At 59.9% G+C, this 20,730-nt stretch carries 17 protein-coding genes; 4 read left to right on the plus strand and 13 right to left on the minus strand.

The features are described 5' to 3' along the window. Window positions 1–61 precede the first annotated feature (61 nt). Window positions 62–913 (plus strand): L,D-transpeptidase, encoded by an 852-nt coding sequence (locus tag HMPREF3130_RS04165; protein ID WP_070429383.1) that lies wholly within the window; start codon window positions 62–64, stop codon window positions 911–913. A 251-nt stretch (window positions 914–1,164) separates the two neighbouring features. Here HMPREF3130_RS04165 and HMPREF3130_RS04170 read toward each other — a convergent pair whose 3' ends face one another. Together HMPREF3130_RS04170 and pta are read right to left on the minus strand one after the other, a co-directional pair. Beyond that, complete coding sequence (locus HMPREF3130_RS04170) at window positions 1,165–2,361, minus strand: acetate kinase (RefSeq protein WP_049193781.1); 1,197 nt, start codon at window positions 2,359–2,361, stop codon at window positions 1,165–1,167. 5 nt (window positions 2,362–2,366) lie between these two features. After that, a complete protein-coding gene (gene pta / locus HMPREF3130_RS04175; RefSeq protein WP_224783755.1) occupies window positions 2,367–3,692 on the minus strand; it encodes a phosphate acetyltransferase in 1,326 nt (441 codons plus the stop codon). Between the two features lie 727 nt (window positions 3,693–4,419). On the opposite strand from pta, the gene HMPREF3130_RS04180 reads away from it, so the two are divergent. Beyond that, window positions 4,420–5,808: an FAD-dependent oxidoreductase gene (locus HMPREF3130_RS04180; RefSeq protein WP_049169886.1), complete on the plus strand. Its 1,389-nt coding sequence runs from the start codon at window positions 4,420–4,422 to the stop codon at window positions 5,806–5,808. Between the two features lie 33 nt (window positions 5,809–5,841). On the opposite strand, the gene HMPREF3130_RS04185 is transcribed toward HMPREF3130_RS04180, so the two are convergent. The 6 genes from HMPREF3130_RS04185 to HMPREF3130_RS04210 form a co-directional block, all read right to left on the minus strand. Beyond that, window positions 5,842–6,612 carry a sirohydrochlorin chelatase gene (locus HMPREF3130_RS04185; RefSeq protein WP_049169883.1) on the minus strand — a complete coding sequence of 257 codons (771 nt, stop codon included), beginning with the start codon at window positions 6,610–6,612 and terminating at the stop codon, window positions 5,842–5,844. A gap of 55 nt (window positions 6,613–6,667) precedes the next feature. Continuing rightward, complete coding sequence (locus HMPREF3130_RS04190) at window positions 6,668–7,969, minus strand: sulfate adenylyltransferase subunit 1 (protein WP_049189478.1); 1,302 nt, start codon at window positions 7,967–7,969, stop codon at window positions 6,668–6,670. Further along, entirely contained in the window at window positions 7,969–8,895 is a 927-nt protein-coding gene (cysD, locus tag HMPREF3130_RS04195; protein WP_070429385.1) for a sulfate adenylyltransferase subunit CysD, read from the minus strand. The genes HMPREF3130_RS04190 and cysD overlap by 1 nt, the downstream gene beginning before the upstream one ends. 119 nt (window positions 8,896–9,014) lie before the next feature. Next, the gene (locus HMPREF3130_RS04200; RefSeq protein ID WP_048734528.1) at window positions 9,015–9,779 is read right to left on the minus strand and encodes a phosphoadenylyl-sulfate reductase; all 765 of its coding nucleotides are present in this window, start codon (window positions 9,777–9,779) and stop codon (window positions 9,015–9,017) included. A gap of 250 nt (window positions 9,780–10,029) precedes the next feature. Continuing rightward, window positions 10,030–11,736 (minus strand): nitrite/sulfite reductase, encoded by a 1,707-nt coding sequence (locus tag HMPREF3130_RS04205; protein ID WP_016421533.1) that lies wholly within the window; start codon window positions 11,734–11,736, stop codon window positions 10,030–10,032. Window positions 11,737–11,879: 143 nt separating this feature from the next. Then, on the minus strand, window positions 11,880–12,905 hold the full coding sequence (locus HMPREF3130_RS04210; RefSeq protein ID WP_049193775.1) for a sulfite exporter TauE/SafE family protein: 1,026 nt from the start codon (window positions 12,903–12,905) through the stop codon (window positions 11,880–11,882). Between the two features lie 253 nt (window positions 12,906–13,158). Between HMPREF3130_RS04210 and HMPREF3130_RS04215 the strand changes: the two genes are divergently transcribed. Continuing rightward, window positions 13,159–14,664, plus strand: coding sequence for an FAD-dependent oxidoreductase (locus HMPREF3130_RS04215; RefSeq protein ID WP_049189473.1), 1,506 nt, complete (start codon window positions 13,159–13,161; stop codon window positions 14,662–14,664). A 64-nt stretch (window positions 14,665–14,728) separates the two neighbouring features. After that, window positions 14,729–15,232 carry a phosphoribosyltransferase gene (locus HMPREF3130_RS04220; RefSeq protein ID WP_048734520.1) on the plus strand — a complete coding sequence of 168 codons (504 nt, stop codon included), beginning with the start codon at window positions 14,729–14,731 and terminating at the stop codon, window positions 15,230–15,232. Between the two features lie 93 nt (window positions 15,233–15,325). Here the strand turns inward: HMPREF3130_RS04220 and purT are convergent, their stop codons facing one another. From purT to HMPREF3130_RS04245, 5 genes are all read right to left on the minus strand, one after another. Next, window positions 15,326–16,546 (minus strand): formate-dependent phosphoribosylglycinamide formyltransferase, encoded by a 1,221-nt coding sequence (gene purT / locus HMPREF3130_RS04225; RefSeq protein ID WP_070429386.1) that lies wholly within the window; start codon window positions 16,544–16,546, stop codon window positions 15,326–15,328. 116 nt (window positions 16,547–16,662) lie between these two features. Further along, window positions 16,663–17,694: a nucleoside hydrolase gene (locus tag HMPREF3130_RS04230; protein ID WP_049189472.1), complete on the minus strand. Its 1,032-nt coding sequence runs from the start codon at window positions 17,692–17,694 to the stop codon at window positions 16,663–16,665. A 96-nt stretch (window positions 17,695–17,790) separates the two neighbouring features. Further along, window positions 17,791–19,047: a glycerophosphodiester phosphodiesterase family protein gene (locus HMPREF3130_RS04235; protein ID WP_070429387.1), complete on the minus strand. Its 1,257-nt coding sequence runs from the start codon at window positions 19,045–19,047 to the stop codon at window positions 17,791–17,793. A gap of 192 nt (window positions 19,048–19,239) precedes the next feature. Next, entirely contained in the window at window positions 19,240–19,878 is a 639-nt protein-coding gene (locus tag HMPREF3130_RS04240; protein WP_048734507.1) for an LppP/LprE family lipoprotein, read from the minus strand. Between the two features lie 162 nt (window positions 19,879–20,040). Further along, on the minus strand, window positions 20,041–20,625 hold the full coding sequence (locus HMPREF3130_RS04245) for an LppP/LprE family lipoprotein (protein WP_069358963.1): 585 nt from the start codon (window positions 20,623–20,625) through the stop codon (window positions 20,041–20,043). Window positions 20,626–20,730: the final 105 nt, after the last annotated feature.

Genomic DNA, 20,730 nt, shown 5'->3' on the forward strand with positions numbered 1-20,730 from the left:
GCGCCACCCCAGAATTGGTGAATAAAGAGAGAATTGCCTTTCGTGGTTTAAGATATCCTCTATGTTTGCCTCTTCGAAATCCTCTCTCCGCAGCGCTAAGCGCGTAATTATCAGCGCTGCAGCCCTCACCACTGCCTTTGGTATTGGGTCCGGCACTGCCGTTGCCCTGCCGGTTTCCCCAGACCTGCAGTCGCTTAGCCAGAGTGTTCGGGACCTCAAGCTGCCGGAGATCTCGACTCTGAATTCGGGCGACCTTGCCCCTGAGCTCTCTGAGGTACTGGATTCCTCTTCGGTGAAGCTGCCGGATTCGGTCGTCGCTCTGATTAATGAAAACTTCAAGTTCGCTGAAAACAACAAGCAGGTGGCGGACAAGGTCAAAACTCAGCTGCTGAGCGCCATCGACAGCCTGCCGTTGCCAGCCGCACAGAAGGCCGAAGCCACCCGCGTTGTCAACGAGATTTTCGGTTTGCTGGGGGGCCAGGACGAGCCGTCGCAGCCTGAGCCGGCGCCTGCCCCTGCTCCACAGCCAGAGCAGAAGCCACGCCCTGAACCACGCCCAGAGCCAAACAACCCGTGCCCGCCGAACGCCCGCGCATGCGTTGACCTGGCTAACCAGAAGACCTGGCTGCAGGAAAATGGCAACATCACCTACGGTCCGGTGCCAATGTCCTCCGGTATGCCAGGTTACGAAACCACCCGTGGCCACCTGAGCGTTACCCGCAAGGTCCGCGATGAGTGGTCCCGTCCTTACAACGGCCCGATGCCGTTCTCGGTGTACTTCACCAACGACGGCGAAGCTTTCCACGAGGGCTCTGTTAATCAGATGTCCCACGGCTGCATCCACCTGAACCACGATGATGCTGTGAAGTACTTCGATACCCTGCAGGTCGGCGACGGCGTCTACATCTGGTAGTTAGCTGCGCTGATGCGTTGAAACGATGACCGGGTGACTGAGCCTGTTGAGGCATAGGCGCAGTCGCCCCGGCGGTGAAAAATGAGCTCGCCCCACTAGAGTCTTCCAGTTTGGAGGACAGTGGGGGCGAGCTCATTTTTGTTGAGTTTTTGTTGAGTTACAGTCGCGGATTCAACAGGTGAGGTACACGGCAGCCGTCGATTACGGGTTACCGCAACCCTGCCTACTCGTCAGGGTTCCGGTCCAAAGAACTAGTCCACGAAGCTCATTGCGTAGCGGGCAATGGCCAGTTCCTCATTGGTCGGTACCACGAAGACCTTGACCTTCGAGTCATCCGCCGAAATCAGACGTGGGCCGTCATTCGGCTGGGAGTTGAGCTCGTCATCAATTTTGATACCGAAGTTCTCAAGCTCAGCCATCGAATCACGGCGGATACCGACGTGGTTCTCACCGACACCGGCGGTGAAGGTGATGGCATCGAGACGACCGAGAATCAGCATGTACGAGCCGATGTAGCGGCGCAGCTGGTGAACATACATCTGGTATGCAGCCCAAGCATCCGGGTCGTGGTCATCCATGCGCTCCTGCAGGACTCGGAAGTCATTGACACCAGAGACACCCTTCAAACCAGACTGGCGGTTGCACAGATTGTCGATCTCATCGATGCTCATGCCGTTGCGGTAGAGGTGGAAGATGACGCCCGGGTCAATGTCACCGGTACGAGTGCCCATCATCAGACCAGCCAGCGGAGTCAGCCCCATCGAGGTATCCACCGCCTGGCCACCTCGGATAGCCGCACACGACGCACCGTTACCCAGGTGCAGCGTAATCTGGTTGATTTCCTCTGCCGGCTTATTCAGAAGGTCCGGCACCTGCTTGGAAACAAACTCATGCGAGGTGCCGTGGAAGCCGTAACGACGGATATCAAACTTCGATGCGACCTCTGCATTTAGCGGGTACAGAGCAGCAGCTGGCGGCATGGTGTGGAAGAAACCAGTGTCGAAGACGGCGACGTGAGGCACGTCCGGAAGCAGCTTGCGAGACTCTTCGATGCCTACAATATTGGCCGGGTTGTGCAGCGGCGCCAGCGGAATAAGGTCGCGGATCATGCCCACGATCTCGTCGGTAATCAGCTCCGGTCCAGAGAACAGGCGACCACCGTGAACGACGCGGTGACCGACGGCGGCAATATCCACCGACTCCGGACCAACACCGTGCTCATCCATCAGCTCGAACGCGCGGTCAAGGCCACTGGCATGGTCAGCGATAGGCTCAGTGATTTCAATCTTCTGTCCGGAGAACTTCAGATTAATAATGCCGTCTTCTTCACCAATGCGCTCCACCAGACCGGAGACATACGGCGGCTGCGTTGAGTCCTTCTCTGGATCTACCAGCTGAAACTTGATAGAGGAGGAACCGGAGTTCAAAACAAGTACGTGACGGGACATAATAATTAGTTTCCTCCAGCCTGAATAGCGGTAATTGCAACCGTGTTGATGATGTCCGGCACCGTGGCGCCACGAGAGAGGTCGTTGACCGGCTTGTTCAAGCCCTGCAGAATCGGGCCGATTGCCAATGCACCACCACAGCGCTGGGCAATCTTGTAACCGATGTTACCGGCGTCCAGATCCGGGAACACGAAAACAGTTGCCTTACCCGCAACGGAGGAATCCGGCATCTTCTTCGCAGCCACAGACGGGTCAATAGCGGCATCGAACTGCAGCGGACCATCGACAGCGAGGTCCGGGGCCAGCTCCTTGGCCTTGGCCAGACCCGCCTTCACACGGTCAACATCCTCACCTGTGCCGGATGCTCCAGTGGAGTAGCTCAGCATGGCGACGCGGGCGTCGATACCGAAGGAAGCTGCAGTCTCGGCGGATACCACCGCGATTTCACCCAGCTGTTCCGGAGCCGGCTTCGGCAGCACCGCACAGTCCGCAAAACCCCACAGCGAGTTGTCCATAACCATGAGGAACAGCGACGACACCGTGGAAGCCGACGGCTTGGTCTTAATGATTTGCAAGGACGGACGAATGGTGTGCGCAGTTGTGTGGGCTGCACCGGACACCATGCCGTCGACAAGCCCGTTGTGAATCATCATCGTCGCAAAGTAGGAGATGTCCTGCATCGTCTCACGGGCCTGCTCCAGCGTGACCCCCTTGGCCTTGCGCATCTCTGCGAACTGTTCCGCGAACTGCTCAACATATTCGGAGGTCTGTGGGTTCCAGAGATGGGCGGCGTCGATGTCAAAACCAAGTTCGGCGGCGCGCGCCTTCATAGCATCCGGGTCACCGAGGATAGTAAGCTCACAGATGTCCTCGCGCAGGAGGTAATCAGCGGCCTCAAGAATGCGGTCATCATCCCCCTCTGGCAGCACAATGTGGCGCTTATCAGTCTTGGCGCGCTGCAACAGCCACCACTGGAAACGCTGTGGAGTCATCACTGCGGTGACCTCGCGGCTTACGACCTTGCGAAGCCCCTCAGCATCGTCAACGGCAACAACGGGAACGTCGAGATCGAGAGTCTTAGCAGCCTCGACTGCTTCCTCCCCTGTGAGAACAACAGCGAGTACCTCGCTGTGACGCTGAGCTGCACTGCTGAGCGCCAAACGAACGCGAGCCTTTGCGGCCTCTGTGTGACAGCCCTCGCCACCAGCGACAACGATGACACCGGCACCGGCGACGGTGGCGATGCGGAAGTCAAAATCGAGGTTGCCGGAGCCGGTCAGAACAGCCGCCCCCTCGTTAGCAGCGCGGTCGTCCTCAACAGCACTGACGATGGTGTCAAGCGCGGATTCCGGATCCACAACAACCTGATCCACAGTGGCGCCGTGAGCCCCACCGACAGTGTGGAGGCAACGTGCCCCACCCAGTGCCTCAGACAATGCCGTAATGACATCCTGTAGATCGTCTGCGCGGTCCACTGAAGTAATCAGGACTGCGGAGTTGTTGGTGGACGCTTGGGCGTTCTTATCGCTCACCGACGTTCCTTTCTCGCACTGCGCTTAATCGTTGACTTATTTGAACGTTGACTTGGCTCGAGCCATTGGACTGCCGGAGGCTCAAGATCATGCTGAGCTTCCAATCCCGCTGAGTCCCAAATCATTATTTTCATCTTATTGTGAGTCACCTTACATCTCACGACGGACTCAAACCTCTTTGGTTACCCCTGGTAGCCACACTTTTCCCCACAGATTCCAACAATTTTCCCGCATAATCGCGGGTTTTATGCGGTTTTTCTAGTGAACTATCCCAAATTCCCACATTGGACGTGACTAAGGTCACATTTAGTTTTGTACGCCTTCAAAAGCATCTCACCGATGATGTGATGCTCGCCTCTCGATTTTTCGTAAGTTATCGCTACGATTGGGGGCGCTACCATTGGGAATGTCGAATAAACCGATAGCTCACCAATAACTCCTTTCCCCCACGAGGTCACCGCTGGCAGCTACTTACGCCGCGGTCTCGTGGCCGTCGTAAAGCATTAGAGAAAGAAGGACACGCTTCATGAATCGCCCGCTCCGCGTTGCCGTAATTGGCTCTGGCCCGGCCGGTGTTTATGCTTCCGATGCACTGATGAAATCCAGTACTGACGTGGAAGTCGATCTGTTTGAAAAGATGCCGGCTCCATTTGGTCTAATCCGCTACGGCGTCGCCCCCGACCACCCACGTATCAAGGGCATCATTATGGCCTTACACCGTGTGATGGAAAAGCCGGAGCTGCGCCTGTTTTCCAACGTTGAGTTCGGCAAGGACATCACGCTCGACGAATTAAAGGAGCATTACGACGCCGTCATCTTCGCCACCGGTGCCGTCGGCGACCGCGCGCTGCCAACGCCGGGTGCGGATCTGCCGGAGCACTTTGGTGCTGGTGAATTCGTGGGCTTCTACGACGGCAATCCACTCTTTGAGCGCACCTGGGATCTCTCGGCGGAGTCCGTGGCCGTCGTCGGAGTCGGCAACGTCGCGCTGGATGTCTCCCGAATCCTGGCGAAGACCGGTGAGGAACTGCACGTCACAGAAATCCCGGACAATGTCTACGAGGTTCTGAAGACAAATAAGGCCAAGGAAGTCCACGTCTTCGGCCGCCGCGGCCCGGCACAGGCCAAGTTCACCCCGCTGGAGCTCAAGGAGCTCGACTACTCACCGAACGTCGAGGTCGTTGTCGATCCGCGCGATATTGATTACGACTCCGCATCCGAGATTATGCGTCGCAACTCCAAGATCACTGACCAGGTCTGCACCATCCTGGAGAACTACGCCATCCGTGAGCCAAAGAACGCACCGCACAAGCTCTACATTCACTTCTTCGAGTCGCCAGTGGAAATCCTCAGCGAGGAGGGTACCGACGGCCAGCAGCATGTGACAGGCTTGCGCACTCAGCGCATGGAATACGACGGTGCTGGCGGGCTGCGGCCGACCGGCGAGACCACCGACTGGAAGGTCGGCGCTGTCTACTCCGCCGTGGGCTACCGCTCTGATGCGCTGCCGGGTATCCCGTTCGACAACGTGAAGAATGTCATTTCCAACGTCGGTGGTCGAGTCATCGAATCCGACAACACCGAGGATGAAGCAGCCGAGGCCATCACTGGCCTCTACACCACCGGTTGGGTTCGCCGCGGACCGGTCGGCCTGATTGGTAATACCAAGGGCGATGCCAATGAGGCCGTAGCCAATCTGCTGGCCGATGCCGCTGAGGGCAAGAAATTCAACCCGTCGAAGCCGGAGTTGTCCGCTGTCAACGAGCTGCTGGAGTCCAAGGGTATCGACTACCTGGACTGGGAAGGTTGGCACAAGCTCGATGCTGCCGAACGCACCGCCGGCGAGGCCGAGGGTCGCGAACGCAAGAAGTACGTCGAGTGGGATGAGATGGTCACCCACTCCAAGGGCGAGTAACGGCGAGTAACTAGGACGGATAAAAAGCGTCGGCTACGCCACTACCTTCACGTCCGTGTACGCGGCGCGCGAGTCCCAGCGGCAGCACACAATCGGCGCCAACAGCTCGGCCAATGGCTCACCAAAAGCCACCTGACCAGCACCGTCGGCAGCGCCTGCATCGATGACTCGATCCCACAATAGGCCCGGCGCGGTAAACAGCGGCACCACTACGAGTCCGCGTCCGCGCTTGGCCGCGCGCTCCTGCGCCGCGGCCACAGCATCGGCTCCCTTGATTTTCTCAGGACCGACCACGAATGCCGCGCTCACATGTCCCGGCAGCATCCCGCCAAGGTTTGCCGCAAACTGGTGCACCGCCGCATTGGCATCCTCATCAGAGGAGCCGACCCCCATCACCAGCGCATCGACCGGCCAGGAAAAAGATGCATTCTCCGCCGCTTCGATGATTCGCTTTACGACGGCGCGCTTCGTGCCGTCGCCAAGCCCGAGTCCTTCAGCCACTGTGATGTCAACACCATGCCGATCGCAGAGTCGAACCTGCTCGGGAACGTCGACTCGCGAGTGGAACGCATCGGTGAACAGCAGCGGTACAGCCAGTGCCTGAGTCTCGCCGGCAGCGGCGAGCTCGGCACATACGGTATCCAGCGAGGGCTCGTCGAGGTCCAGCCAGGCGAGGCGAATCTGAGAGGGCGCATCCAGGCGGGTGAGCGGCATCTTCTCGCGCACGAGCGCGACCACGTCTTCGAGCACCGGTTTGGTCTCTGAGTGCCGAGAACCGTGCGCAAGCAGAATCAGTGCGGTCATCGATGGTCTCCTCAGGCTCGCTAGCTGTGCTTTCTGGTTTCTCTACCTGGCGGCTCTACTGGGCAGCGCCACGCACGAGGCCTGCGGTGAGGGTGTCACCGGTGCCCGGCTCGATGAGCAGGAATGCACCGACACGGCCACCGACGCGGTAGGCATCGACCGGCAGCGGCTGTGCGACCTCGACGGTGATCTCCGCGACGTCGTTGACTGCAAGCTGATCAGCCACACCGGTGGGCTCACCGGTTTCGATATCGATGAGCGCATCGACGGAAGCGATACGACCACGCACCAGTGCGGCACCATAGCGCACCTCTACGACGCGACCGACTGCCAACGGCTTGTCTGCAAGGTGGACGGCCACGGCGGAGAAACGGCGCACGTCTTCCGGGCGCGTGCCACTGATGAGGTCGCCACGGGCGAGGTCGAACTCGGCATCCAGGCTGATGGCCACCGACTGGCCGGCCACGGCCTCAGTGACATCCTCAGCTGCCACGGTGATCTTCGTGACCGTAGCCTGACGGTTGGCGTCTACGGAGACAACATCGCCCACACGCACGCTACCTGCGGCGATACGGCCGGCGTAACCACGGTATTCAGTGGCGTGATCGCGAATGACATAGTCGATGGGCAGGCGCAGGTCAGCCTCGGCATCGGTTTCCAGGTCGGCACCGATGTTGAGGTTTTCCAGCAGCTCCAGCACGGTCGGCCCCTCGTACCACGGAGTGTGCTCAGAAGAATCGACAATGTTGTCGCCGACCAGAGCCGACACTGGAACAACGAAGGTGTTCTGCAGACCCAGGCGCTCTGCTAGTGCTGCCACATCCGACTCAATGGCGCGGAAGGCCTCTTCGCTGTAGTCCAGTAGGTCAATCTTGTTGACTGCGAAAATCACGTGGCGAACGCCCAGCAGACCGGCCACCGTTGCGTGACGCTTGGTCTGCGTCACGACGCCGTTGCGCGCGTCGATAAGCAAAACGACGGCCTCGGCGGTGGACATACCGGTGACGGTGTTTCGGGTGTACTGCTCGTGACCTGGGCAGTCGGCGAGGATGAAGGAGCGGACGTCGGTGGCGAAGTAGCGGTAGGCGACATCGATGGTGATGCCCTGCTCACGCTCGGCCCGCAGACCGTCGACCAGCAGCGACAGGTCCGGGTTTTCCTGACCGCGCGCCTGTGAGGAGGCGACGACGGCCTCGTACTGGTCAGCGAGGATATTCTTCGTGTCGTGCAGCAGGCGACCGACGAAGGTGGACTTACCGTCGTCGACGGAGCCAGCGGTGCACAGGCGAAGAGTGCGACGAGCGCGAGTGGCGCGGTCAGCGGAAATCAGGGTAGCTGGGGAATTTGGCTGGCTCATCAGAAGTAACCTTCCTTCTTACGGTCTTCCATGGAGGATTCGGACAACTTGTCATCTGCGCGGGTAGCGCCGCGCTCGGTGAGCTTGGATGTGCGAAGTTCCTCCATGACCTCGGCAATAGTGGTGGCAGTCGATTCGACAGCGCCGGTGCAGCTCATGTCACCGACAGTGCGGTAGCGGACAGTGCGAACCTCGAGGGTCTCGCCGTCGCGGGGTCCACCCCACTCGCCCGGTGCCAGCCACATACCGCCGCGGTTGAACACCTCACGCTCATGGGAGAAGTAGATGGGCGGCAGTTCGATGTCACGGGCTTCGATGTAGGCCCAGACGTCGGCCTCGGTCCAGTTCGAGATCGGGAAAACGCGGACGTTCTCTCCGGCGGCGTGGCGACCGTTGTAGAGCCCCCACAGCTCAGGGCGCTGACGGCGTGGATCCCAACCGCCGAAGGAGTCGCGGACGGAGAACACGCGCTCCTTTGCGCGGGCCTTCTCCTCATCGCGGCGGGCGCCACCGAGAACGGCATCGTAACCACGGTTGGCAATGGTCTCCACCAGCGGCACTGTCTGCAAGGGGTTGCGGGTGCCGTCGGCACGCTCGGTGAGCACGCCGCTGTCGATCCAGTCTTGGACCTTGGCTACGTGCAGCTTGATGCCCGGCTGAGCGGCAATCTTGTCGCGGAATTCAATAACTTCGGGGAAGTTGTGGCCGGTGTCGACGTGGAGCAGCTCCAGCGGGATACCCGCCGGTGCGAAGGCGCGCTTGGCCAGCTCGAGCACGACGACGGAATCCTTTCCGCCGGAGAAAAGTAGTGCCGGACGGTCGAACTGACCGGCGGTCTGGCGAATAATGTCGATGGCCTCGGCTTCCAGCTCGGCAAGCCGCGGGTCGAGGCGGTTTTGTACGGAAACGGTGGTTGAGCTAGTCATGGGGGGTTCTTTCTGTTGGGGGCTGTGTTGGCTGTTGCAACTGCGCTGTTTTGGCTGATATCGGTTATCGGCAGGTGGCTAGTGGCTGGCGGCAAGTAGCTGTCTGCTAGCCGCTCGAACTAGAGGTGCAATCCGCACTCAGTCTTCTCGGAGCCCGCCCAGCGACCCGAGCGCGGATCCGCACCCTCTGCCACTCGCGCGGTGCATGTCGCGCAGCCAATCGACGGGAACCCCTGTTGCGTCAGCGGATGCACAATGAGGTCGTTGTCCTCGATGTACTGGGCAACATCCTCATCTGTCCAGGTGGCCAGCGGGTTGAGCTTGATGCGACCAGTCTTGTCGATTTCCAGTACCGGCGTGTGTGCGCGGGTCGGCGCGTCGACGCGCTTCAGACCTGTGACCCAGCCCTCGTAGGGGCGCTTCACGGCAGACAGCGGCTCGACCTTCCGCAATGCGCAGCATCGCGTCGGGTCGGTCTTGTACAGATCGACGCCCTCTTCGGCGTCCTGCTCGGCGCGGGTGCGCTTCGGCTCAATCGACAGCAGTCGGTTGTCGTAACGCTGTGCGACCTGCTCTGCCACGTCGAGGGTCTCCGGGAAGTGGTAACCGGTATCCAGGAAAATCAGATCTGCCTCCGGCGCGTGCCGAGCAGCCAGTTCCGCCAACACTGTGTCCTGCATCGACAGGGTCACGGCCAGTGGCGTGTGCAGGTGCTCCGCACCCCATTCCAGTACTTCCCCAGCAGTGGCAGTCTCCAGCTTGGAGCCCCACTCCAGTGCGAGCTCAATCAGACGGCGAGCAGTTTCCGGGTTGTCCAGCGCGTCTTCACGCGCGAGCGCCTCCTGAGTCTTAATGACCTCAGCGGTTTTCAGTCCCGTGCTCATGACGCCACCTTTCTATCGATATGTCCGTGCAGTTTCACTGTGAATACCCGGCAGCATTCGCGGCATTGCCAGGCGTAATCGGTTTCCAGGTCGGGCCACAGATCATCACCGCCGCAGTAAGGGCAATGCATCACCGCACCCCGGTTCGGATTGGGGTGTGCGCTTCGGCCACCGATCCCCAGTCGCGCTGGCGTCTCGTCTTTTTCGCTTGACGACGGCCCCTGCGACCGAACCCCATTGGGAGATTCACTCACTTCAGGTCCTCCTCATCAGCGCGGACAATCCACTCGCGGAACTGTTCACCCTCGTGGCGCTGCTCCTTGAAGTGATTGACGACGCGCTCGATGTAGTCACCCAGTTCTGCCGAGGTGACCTTGTGTCCGCGAACCTTGCGGCCGAAGTTGGCATCGAGCCCCAGCGAACCACCGAGGTGAACCTGGAAACCCTCGACACGGTTGCCCTCGTCGTCGGTGACAATCTGCCCCTTGAGTCCGATGTCGGCAATCTGCGTGCGGGCGCAGGCATTCGGGCAGCCATTGAGCGCAATGGTGATTGGGACGTCGAGGTCACCGAGGCGTTCCTCCAAGTCGCCCACCAAATCAATTGCGCGCTGGCGCGTGGTGACAAGTGCGAGCTTGCAGAACTCTAGGCCGGTGCAGGCCAGGATGCCCCGTCGGAAAGCTGAGGGCTTGGCAGACAGGCCAATTTCGTCGAGTTCTGCGAGCAGGGAGTCGACCTGGTCGTCGGCGACGTCGAGGAGAATGAGCTCCTTCATCACGGTGGTGCGGACGCGGGAAACACCGTGGCGCTCGGCGATGTCGGCGAGTTTGACCAGATCAGAGCCCGGAACACGGCCAACAGCGGGCTTAACACCGACGTAGTTGAGACCGTCGGCCTGCTTGTGCACGCCGATGTGGTCACGGTCGCCTTCGAAAGGTTCGGGTGCGGGGCCGTCGATAAGCTTGCGGTTGAGGTAGTCGTCTTCGAGTACCTGGCGGAACTTCTCCGCGCCCCATTCGGCAACGAGGAACTTCAGACGCGCACGATTGCGCAGGCGACGGTAGCCGTAGTCCCGGAAGATGCGGCACACGCCCGCCCATACCTCGGGAACCTCGTCCTCTGGGATCCAGGCGCCGAGACGCTGGGCGAGCATCGGGTTGGTGGAGAGACCACCACCGACCCAAACGTCGAAACCGGGGCCGTGCTCTGGATGATTGACACCGACGAAGGCAACGTCCTGGACCTCGTGGGTGACATCGAGACGCGGGGAACCGGAAACTGCCGACTTAAACTTACGCGGTAGGTTGGAGAACTCGTCGCCGGAGAGGTACTCCTCCTTGATGCGGCGGATGGCGTTGGTGCCGTCGACAATTTCATCGGCCGCAACACCGGCAACCGGGCTGCCTAGAATAACGCGGGGAACGTCGCCGCAGCCAAAGTTGGTGTCGAGACCAACTCGCTCAAGGCGGTCCCAGATCTCCGGCATATCTTCGACGCGAATCCAGTGCAGCTGGACGTTCTGGCGGTCGGAGAAGTCCGCAGTGTCGCGGGCGAAGTCGCGGGAAATCTCGCCGATGGTGCGAATGCCCTCGGTGGTGGTCTGGCCACCGTCGAGGCGGACGCGGAGCATAAAGTACTTGTCCTGCAGCTCGGCGTTGGTCTTCACGCCGGTGTGCTCACCGCTAAGCCCCTGCTTGCGCTGGGTGTAGAGGCCAATCCACTTAAAGCGAGGCGCTAGGTCCTCCGCGGGGATGGAGTCAAACCCCTGCTTGGAGTAGATGTCGATAACACGCTGCTTAACGGCGATGCCAGCATCTTCTTTCTTAATGCGCTCGTCGTCGTTAAGTGGCTCGCGGCCGTCGATAAGCCACTGCCCCTGTGGCTTCGGTGCGCGCTTCTTACGTCGGGTAGCCGCTGCGGAAGCTGGACGCTCGGCGGTTTTCGTAGGAGAGCTCATGGGGAATCTACCGAATCACTTTCGTTTTGTTCTCGTTGACCGAATTAGTTTCTAATCTTTATAGACCGTTTGGTCTACGTTGCATTGCAGGCAACATTAGACCGACCAGTCTGGCTAGTGCAAGCCGGGACACGCTCGGATACCTAGCGGACTTCCGCTTCGCCCACGCGGACACCGTTTTTCGCACCCACTTTGACACCTTCAGAAGCATCCTCGGCCCCGGCATCAACCGAAGCGGGTGATGGAGATCCAGAACTAGGCACATCAGCCGAGGAAGACTGAGAAGTCGGCTCAAGTTGGACCCGCTGACGCAGCCCCGGAAGAGTGTCGTGCGAACGCGCCCACAGCACCAGCACAACGACAACAAAAGCCCACACGAGCAGCGCTGTCGTCAGTACGCCCCCAGAAACCAGCGACGAAAACAGAGTGCGAATATTCAGCCCCACCAACACGCCGCCGATCGCAATCCCAAGCAGCCGCGGATTAATGCGCCCCACCAGGTACGCAGCCAAGGGTGCCGCAATCACACCACCGCACAACAAACCAATTACCGGTGCGGCATGCTGAGTGAATTCCTCCCGCAGCTTGGGCAAAAAGCCCAGTACAGCCGCCAAGGCAACGAGAAATTCCGCCGCAGAGACAGTACCGATAATCTTGCGCGGCTGGTCAGCCTCAGCGCCGAGCAAAGTTGAGGTGGTAACAGGCCCCCAACCACCGCCTCCAGTGGAATCAAGCAGGCCACCAAAGAGCCCCAGCGGAGCGAGCTTCTTCGCCCCCCAGGCCTTCTTCTTGCGCTTAACATTGGCCAAAAAGGCGAAGCGGATAATCACCCACAGACCGAGGAAAAGCAAGATTGTCGAGGTCACAGGCGTCGCGGCATCACCGTCGAGATTCGCCAAAAAGGTCGCACCAATAAAGGCACCGATAGCACCCGGCACGCCAAGACTCAGCGCGCGTCGCCAGTCGACATTGCCGAATCGCCAGTGTGAAATACCGGAGGCCAGTGTCGTACCCACCTCTGCTACGTGAACCACCGCCGACGCAGTGGCAGCACTACTACCAGCGACAATAAACAGCGAAGTAGCGGTGACACCGAAAGCCATCCCCAGAGTGCCGTCGACTAATTGCGCGCCAAGGCCGATTAGCACGAAGACTATGAGTTTTTCCATGACAAGCCCTTCCCCGCTTACCCAACCAGAGCCTGCCGTTGCCACGATGCTCGCACGACGAGCCCCTTTCAGAGCTCATTCAGCAGAAGCGATGCGCAGCAAAACCCTCTCAAGCCAAAGCAGTGATTCTTGCGGTGTTTTGTGTTTGCTTTTTGTAGACCAGTTTGTCTATATTCTGTTTCAGCAAGCATAGACCGGTTGGTCTACGATAAGCAATCGCGACAAAGAAAACGTAGAAAAAGGATTCCACCCAATGACCAACGACCAGACTGCAGCCCAGAACACGGCCGCTTCCTCACTGCCCGATCTCGCCAACTCCACCACGCCACTGCGTGTAGCCGTGGTTGGCTCGGGCCCGGCCGGCATCTACGCCTCCGACGCGCTGATGAAGTCCGGCCGCGATGTCGCCATCGACCTCTACGAGCGCCTTCCAGTGCCGTTCGGCCTCATCCGCTACGGTGTTGCGCCAGACCACCCGCGAATCAAGGGCATCATTAAGTCCCTCCACCGAGTGCTGGACAAGCCGCAGGTTCGACTGCTGGGCAACGTGGACGTCGGCAAGCAGGTCAGCGTTGATGAACTGCGCCAGTTCTACGACGCCATCATCTTCGCCACTGGCGCGACCGGCGACCGCGATCTGAACATCCCGGGCTCGGATCTGCCGGAGCACTACGGCGCCGGTGAGTTCGTAGGTTTCTACGACTCCCACCCGGAGTTTGCTCGCGAATGGGACCTCTCTGCTGAGTCGGTCGCTGTGATCGGCGTCGGTAACGTGGGTCTCGACGTCGCCCGTATTCTCGCCAAGACTGCCGATGAGCTGCACGTCACCGAAATCGCCGACAACGTCTACGACGGCCTGGCAAAGAATGCCGCCCGCGAAGTCCATGTCTTTGGCCGTCGCGGTCCGGCTCAGGCAAAGTTCACTCCACTGGAGCTGAAGGAACTGGACCACTCTGACACCATTGAGGTTGTCGTGAATCCGGAGGACATCCAGTACGATGCCGCCTCCGAAACGTCCCGTCGCGAGTCCAAGATCACCGATCAGGTCTGTACGATTCTGGAAAACTACGCCATCCGCGAGCCAAAGGGCGCCCCGCACAAGCTCTTCATCCACTTCTTCGAGTCCCCGGTCGAAATCATCGGCGAGACCGGTGAAGATGGAGTACAGCACGTCAGCGCTATCCGCACCGAACGCACCGAACTCGACGGCGAGGGTGGCGTCCGCGGCACCGGCAAGTTCACCGAATGGCCGGTCGGTGCGGTCTACCGCGCAGTCGGCTACCGCTCCGACGCAGTCACCGGCGTACCGTTCGACACCGGCACGCACACCATCCCAGATGCCGGCGGCCGCGTGCTTGACGACATCGACGGCAACCACATCCAGGGCCTGTACACCACCGGCTGGATTCGCCGTGGCCCGGTCGGCCTAATCGGTAACACCAAGGGCGATGCCAACGAAGCTGTCGGCAACCTCATCGCCGACTGGGAGGCAGGTCGCCTGGCCGCACCTGCAAAGCCCACGCATAACGACGTCGACGAGTTCCTGGCCGACAAGGGCCTCCAGGTCACCACCTGGGAGGGCTGGCACGCACTCGACGCCGCCGAGCGTGCCGCGGGCGAAGCCGAAGGCCGCGAGCGCAAGAAGCTGGTCGAGTGGGCTGACATGGTTGCGGCCTCCACGGTCGTCGCAAAGCAGCCAGATGCCGATGACGTGGCCGAAGCTGTGCACGAAGCTGTTGTGGAGACCGTCGCGAGCTAGCGCATCGGGTCTAACCGGACAGTTGATTGTGCACGTCAGTCGATCTTCGGATTAGAGTTAATACATGGCTTATCATGCAGACTCATCCAACCTGGACGTCAAGGAAGTTCTGACCTGGGAAGGCTTCGGCGTCGCCTCCCGTGAACTGGCACAGCAGATTGTCGACTCGGACTTCGACCCGGAGATTATTATCGCCGTGGCCCGCGGTGGCCTGCTGCCAGCAGGCGCACTCAGCTACACCATGGGCGTCAAGCTCTCTGACGCCATCAACGTCGAGTTCTACACCGACGTGGCGGAGACCCTGCCGGATCCGGTTCTGCTGGAGCCGCTCCTGGACATCGAATCGATTTCCAACCGCCGCCTGCTGGTCGTTGACGATGTGGCCGACTCCGGTCGCACGCTGCATCTGGTGCTCGACCTGCTCAAGAAGCACGGCGCTGAAGTCCGTTCCGCTGTGCTCTACGGCAAGTCCCGCTCGGAGATTGCACCGGACTACGTCTGGAAGCACACCGATGACTGGATCGTCTTCCCCTGGTCGGCCGAGCCACCGGTACAGAAGTCCAAGTAGATCAAGTAGCTTACGCACCACAGCGGGCACAAAAAAGTGCGCTGCAGCGTTCCTTTCCCAAGCAACACCAGCAGCGCACACTAGGTCGTCGAACTACCCCAGTTCGACGACCTTAATCTTTGATGCCGCCTCCGATGCGCGCTCACGAGCAGCATCGACAGAATCCGCGGTCGAAACAGCAACACCCATGCGGCGACGCGGGCCGGCAACCGGCTTACCAAAGATACGAATATCGGTCTCCGGAATAGCCATGGCCTCCGTCAGCCCGGTGTAACCCGGCTGCTCGATGTCAGCACCGCCGTAGACGACAGCGGAGGCTCCCGGGGACACCAGCGTGACGTCGATAGGCAGACCCAACACTGCGCGCGCGTGCAGCTCGAACTCGGAGAAACGCTGCGTACCCATGGTGACCATGCCGGTGTCGTGCGGACGCGGGCTGACCTCGGAGAACCACACCTCATCGCCGCGGACAAACAGCTCGACGCCGAAGATACCGCGACCGCCCAGCGCGTTGGTGATGCGCGCGGCGACAGAGCGAGCATTGTCCAGGGCGTTTTCGCTCATGGCAGCCGGTTGCCAGGACTCAACGTAGTCACCATCCTGCTGACGGTGGCCGATGGGCTCACAGAACCACGTTGCCCCCTCGCCGGTCTCCGGATCCACGGAGCGCACGGTCAGCAGCGTGATCTCATAGTCGAAATCGACGAAGCCCTCCACGATGACGCGACCGGACTCAACGCGACCGCCACTCATGGCGTAATCCCACGCGGCCTGGACATCCTCCGGCGAACGCAGCGTGGACTGTCCCTTGCCCGAGGAACTCATGACCGGCTTGACCACGCATGGGAAGCCAATCTCATCAACAGCTGCGGTGAACTCATCAAAGCTGGAGGCGAAGTGATAGCGGGAAGTCGGCAGCCCCACCTCTTCCGCAGCCAGGCGGCGAATACCCTCTCGGTTCATGGTCAGCTGAGTCGCCCGTGCGGTCGGAATAACGGTGACGTCCAGCGTCTCATCTTCCTCGACCTCTGCCAGCACCTCGGTTGCCAGAGCCTCAATCTCAGGGACGATGAAGTGTGGCTTGACCTGGAGAATCAGATCCCGCAGTGCACTGGAATCCGACATATTCAAGACGTAGGCGTGGTGAGCGACCTGGTGTGCCGGTGCATGCTCGTAGCGATCGGCAGCGTGCACCTCAACGCCAAGACGCTGGAAAGCAATGGTCACCTCCTTGCCGAGCTCGCCAGAGCCGAGCAGCAGAACTCGCGTTGCTCCCGGCTGGTACGGGGTTCCGGTGACTTCAGGGGTGAACATCGAGATAAATTCGCTTTCGTCTACGGCACATACGCTGCGCAACCAGCAGCTGTTAAATTGATTGCCTCCAGCATACGACAGCGAGCTGATTCACCGCGGCGGGCACGGGCGGGAACCTAGCGCGGGAACACCCGCTGGAACTCAGCCAGCGCCACCTCACGGTCAGCGGCCAGGACAACATTCGCCACCGCTCCGGCTGAATCCTCCACCACCTGGCCGCGGCGTGCTGGCTCATCTGCAAAGGTTCGCTTATCGACGCCCACGAGACGCATCTTCTCCACTTCCCCGGTCACCGCACCGACGGCCACCATCGCGGCAAAGAGGTCATGAACCTGCGCCTTGTAACCGACTCCAACTCCCTGGTGGAACTCAAAGTAGAACTTCAGTGAGCGACGCAGAACACGCAGTAGCTCCGGGTTCATACCGGCATCTCGCCAGGATTCAATCTCAGTATCACTAATGGTGATGGTCTCGGTGACATTGAGCGGAACCAGCGTCGGCACCGGCGCGCCTGCGGCGGTGGCGATGCTGCGCACGGCATCCTCCGGGCGCTCGACGGCCACAGCGCCCGCGGTGCCGAAGACCTCGATGACCGCGGTGGGGTCAACCCAGAAGTTCCATTCCGCAAACTCGGTAACGTTACCGTGGTACTCCACAGCACCACCCATAATGGTCACGCCGTCGAGCTCCCGCATGAGTTCCGGGTACTTCTTCAAAGCGGCCACGTAGGTGGTCATAGGGCCAGTGACCAGCAGGTGCACCTTCTCCCCCGTCGACCGTGCCTGCTCGATGACCTGGCGCCACAGCGCCAGCGGATCCGCCGCTCCTGCGCGCCCCGGTTCGTAGATGACGGCCGGTGGCGCCAGGTTGTAGCCCAGCCCGTACGGGCCATGAGTCTCAGGCGTGGTGGTCAGCTCACGGTCAGCGGGCCCCTCGAAACCGCTGACGACCGGAACCTCCGGACAACCACAAAGATTCAGCATGTACTTGGTATTACGGGCAGACCATGCCGCAGTGGTGTTACCACCTGCGCAGGTCACACCCACCAGCTCGATCTCGCCTGCGGTATGCAACCCCGCGAGGTAGACGAGAGCAAGACTGTCATCGATACCCGTGTCAACGTCGGCAAGCACTTTCAAACGCGTCATAAGGTCAAGTGTGACACGAAACACGCTCAGCCCGCAGAGCTAAACACGGGCAAAACAGGGATACAGACGAGTTTCCGCTGGTGCTGGCCGGGTTTACTAGTTCGTCGACATCGCTGCATCACCCACCGGAGCAGGCTCCGGCAGCGGCATATTCAGCTCGGCCAAGACCTCGCGCAGTCGCGTCGGGTAGTCGGTGATGATGCCGTCGACACCAGCGGCAATTTGCTCGCGCATGGTCTCCTTTTCATTTACGGTCCACGGCACCACCTTCATGCCGGCCTCATGCGCACGGGAGATTAGCTCCGGCGTGGCGACCGGGTGGTAGTCAGCATCTGACGGTGTCTTGCCGTAAGGAATGCTGTGCGTCGGTGAGAGCACCTGCACGCCGAGCTGCTTGGCGGCCTCGATGATGTCGCCATTGACCTCGTCGTAATTGACATCGCCAATCCAAGGAGAATCCTTCTTCCAGGTGGTCTCGTCCCACAGCATGACCAGCGGAATCTCCGGGTTCCGTTCCGCGACCAGCGGCAGCGAGCGCCAATCGAAGGACTGAATCATCACACGATTAGCCACACCCGCGCGGTCAATCTCGTCGAGAATCACATCGACGAACTCCTGCGGTTCTGCCGAGTCAGCGCGCTTTTCGCCCTCAATCTTGGTCTCAATGTTGAAGTGGATGTCCTGGTTGTCCTTAGTCAGCTCGAACAGCTCCGGCAGGGTCATCATCCTATTGCCCTTGATTGGCTCCGCATCCGGAAAGTCCTCGAGCTTCTTGTCACAGACCAGGGTTTGTACCTGCTCATAGGTGAGATCATGCACGAGCTTGCCGACGTACGGGTACTGCGGATCCCCCTCCGTCACTGGCTCGGTGTCCGAGCACTTATCGTCTTGGATCTCCGGATCGTGCCAGACCATAGGCACGCCATCCTTCGTCAGGACGATGTCCAGCTCCAACGTCGTAACACCCAGCTCCAACGAGTTGATCATCGCCTGCTTGGACTCCTCCGTCCACTCACCGCGACCACCACGGTGCGACTGCAGATCAAAACCCTCCGGCAGCTTAGCCATCGCAGCCGGCCGCACATTCGCGGCCGCATTCAGCTCAGCAACCTGCTGCTTTTCAAAGGTCTTCTCTTCGCTCGACGTAGTGCTGACCGCGCTTGCACTGCTTGACGACGATGCCGCGTCGTTGTCTGCATCATTGCTGCAGGCTGCAATAGGAGAAATAGCAAACGCGCCCATAGCGATGGCCGCGATTGCGCGGCGCGTGCCGTGGACGCGTGAATTCTGAGGCTGCTCGCTCTGCTTGGTCCGTTCGTCAAACATGGAGTCAGATGAGTTGCGAGAAGACATGGCCGGTGATTTTCCTCTTTGGGCGTAGTATTAGCGACTTCATAGCGACGGCGCAGTACCGACAACACAGTGTCGACAAACTACCGTCGGAGGTTTACGGAACACAGAAATCTAGATGAAAACTGTGTGGCGCGCCACTACTTTAAAACGGCCTGACAGCACTCGCATCTGGAGAGAGTGCGGGGTGAGCGTTTAATTTCCCTCTGCTTTTGGAATCTCGCCTTCTTGAGCGACCTCTGACCCATCCCAGGAGTACGTAACGGGAGCGTTGTACTGGTCTTTAAAGGCGAAGGCACCGCCGTCTTCGATCATTTTATTGACATCGAAGAAATTGACGGTCACAGTTTTGCCATCGCCCTCGACCGAGTTGATTGTCTGCGGACCACCGGCGGTACCCACGTACTCGCCCTTATGAAACAGCAGCACTGCACCAGCGGTAGTTGAATGCGTAATTTCATTCTGTACTGCTGAGGCAAAGGTCAACTCGCTGGTGGTATCCCAGTTCGTATCGTCCGTGACTGTCCAACCGCTGCCATTGCCACCTTCCATTGAGTTCAGGTCGGCAACCGCTTCTTCGAAAGCCTCTTCCTGGGTTGGCGCAGAAGAACCCCCATCGGAGTCGTTGTCATCGACATCCGGATTGGGGGTATCTGCACTTTCACTGTCATCCTCGACAGTGGTGGTCGTAGTGATGGTCGTCGTTTCTTGATCTACCTGAGAAGCAGAGGTCGGTGCTGCGGTCTCATCAGTGGAGCAACCGGACAAAGCCACTACACCTGCGACCGCCGCGCTAACCAGCATCGACCCGCGACGAACTGAATGACCACTCATGGCTGGAACCTCTTCTGTTCTCTCAAGTTTTCTCAAGCACTGCGCTACGACGGAGCATTACTTTCTCATGTCCGACTCTGAATTGAGTTTACTTGGGAAAACTCAAGAGACCCCGGGAGTGTCCAAGAATTTTCGAAAGCTCTCGAAAATTCTCGGGAGTCCTTAGGAAGCGGGTGTCGCGCCGCCGGGAATCTTGCCCTCGTGGACGACGTGATCTCCGTTCCAGAAGAAGTGAACATTAGAGGTGAACTTGGCCGCATCAGCGTTCGGCGCACCTGCGGCCTCCTGGGCCTCCCAGTCGTGGTAGATGACCGAGATGTTCTTACCATCAGGGGTCGGCGTCACCTTGTTGATGTGCTGAGGCCGGTCAGAGTCCGTACCAATAAACTCACCCTTGTGGAACATCAACAGCACAGTGGAGGACTGAGCGTTGCCCTGCTTGGCCTGATCTGCGAGAGCAAAGCTCAAATCGCTACACGGGCTGAAGTTGGAGGTGCCAGTGTACTTCCACCCATCATGGTTGTTCGGACGCTCCCTGTTGACCTTATCCAGGGCCTCCTGGATTTCAGGTGCTGCCGGGTTCGGGGTACAGCTATCTGCCTTCGCCGGAGCCGGTGCCGGCACTGGGGCCGGTTCCGCCTGAGCCGCGGGAGCTGCAACGGCTCCACCTACTGCGGAGAAAACCATCGCGCCGGAAAGTACGGCGGAACTTGCCAGTCGTTGTACTCGGTGTCCTGTGTTTTGCATGAAAACCACACGCCTTCTGTCGTTTGGACTTCTGTCGTTGGACCACGCGGTGAGGCCTACGATACAAAAATGACTCTGGGATGCCAGTGTCAACTGACAATTCCC

The sequence above is a fragment of the Corynebacterium sp. HMSC14B06 genome (genome assembly GCF_001807075.1).
Lineage (GTDB): Bacteria > Actinomycetota > Actinomycetes > Mycobacteriales > Mycobacteriaceae > Corynebacterium > Corynebacterium jeikeium_D.

What these genes read in the sequence shown, in the direction of transcription:
- HMPREF3130_RS04190 (WP_049189478.1), bottom strand. Translation starts at nt 7,969, where the DNA reads ATGAGCCAGCCAAATTCCCCAGCTACCCTGATTTCCGCTGACCGCGCC.
- HMPREF3130_RS04170 (WP_049193781.1), bottom strand. Translation starts at nt 2,361, where the DNA reads ATGTCCCGTCACGTACTTGTTTTGAACTCCGGTTCCTCCTCTATCAAG.
- HMPREF3130_RS04205 (WP_016421533.1), bottom strand. Translation starts at nt 11,736, where the DNA reads ATGAGCTCTCCTACGAAAACCGCCGAGCGTCCAGCTTCCGCAGCGGCT.
- HMPREF3130_RS04200 (WP_048734528.1), bottom strand. Translation starts at nt 9,779, where the DNA reads ATGAGCACGGGACTGAAAACCGCTGAGGTCATTAAGACTCAGGAGGCG.
- HMPREF3130_RS04235 (WP_070429387.1), bottom strand. Translation starts at nt 19,047, where the DNA reads ATGTCTTCTCGCAACTCATCTGACTCCATGTTTGACGAACGGACCAAG.
- cysD (WP_070429385.1), bottom strand. Translation starts at nt 8,895, where the DNA reads ATGACTAGCTCAACCACCGTTTCCGTACAAAACCGCCTCGACCCGCGG.
- HMPREF3130_RS04245 (WP_069358963.1), bottom strand. Translation starts at nt 20,625, where the DNA reads ATGCAAAACACAGGACACCGAGTACAACGACTGGCAAGTTCCGCCGTA.
- HMPREF3130_RS04230 (WP_049189472.1), bottom strand. Translation starts at nt 17,694, where the DNA reads ATGACGCGTTTGAAAGTGCTTGCCGACGTTGACACGGGTATCGATGAC.
- purT (WP_070429386.1), bottom strand. Translation starts at nt 16,546, where the DNA reads ATGTTCACCCCTGAAGTCACCGGAACCCCGTACCAGCCGGGAGCAACG.
- HMPREF3130_RS04215 (WP_049189473.1), top strand. Translation starts at nt 13,159, where the DNA reads ATGACCAACGACCAGACTGCAGCCCAGAACACGGCCGCTTCCTCACTG.
- HMPREF3130_RS04240 (WP_048734507.1), bottom strand. Translation starts at nt 19,878, where the DNA reads ATGAGTGGTCATTCAGTTCGTCGCGGGTCGATGCTGGTTAGCGCGGCG.
- HMPREF3130_RS04185 (WP_049169883.1), bottom strand. Translation starts at nt 6,612, where the DNA reads ATGACCGCACTGATTCTGCTTGCGCACGGTTCTCGGCACTCAGAGACC.
- HMPREF3130_RS04210 (WP_049193775.1), bottom strand. Translation starts at nt 12,905, where the DNA reads ATGGAAAAACTCATAGTCTTCGTGCTAATCGGCCTTGGCGCGCAATTA.
- HMPREF3130_RS04220 (WP_048734520.1), top strand. Translation starts at nt 14,729, where the DNA reads ATGGCTTATCATGCAGACTCATCCAACCTGGACGTCAAGGAAGTTCTG.
- HMPREF3130_RS04165 (WP_070429383.1), top strand. Translation starts at nt 62, where the DNA reads ATGTTTGCCTCTTCGAAATCCTCTCTCCGCAGCGCTAAGCGCGTAATT.
- HMPREF3130_RS04180 (WP_049169886.1), top strand. Translation starts at nt 4,420, where the DNA reads ATGAATCGCCCGCTCCGCGTTGCCGTAATTGGCTCTGGCCCGGCCGGT.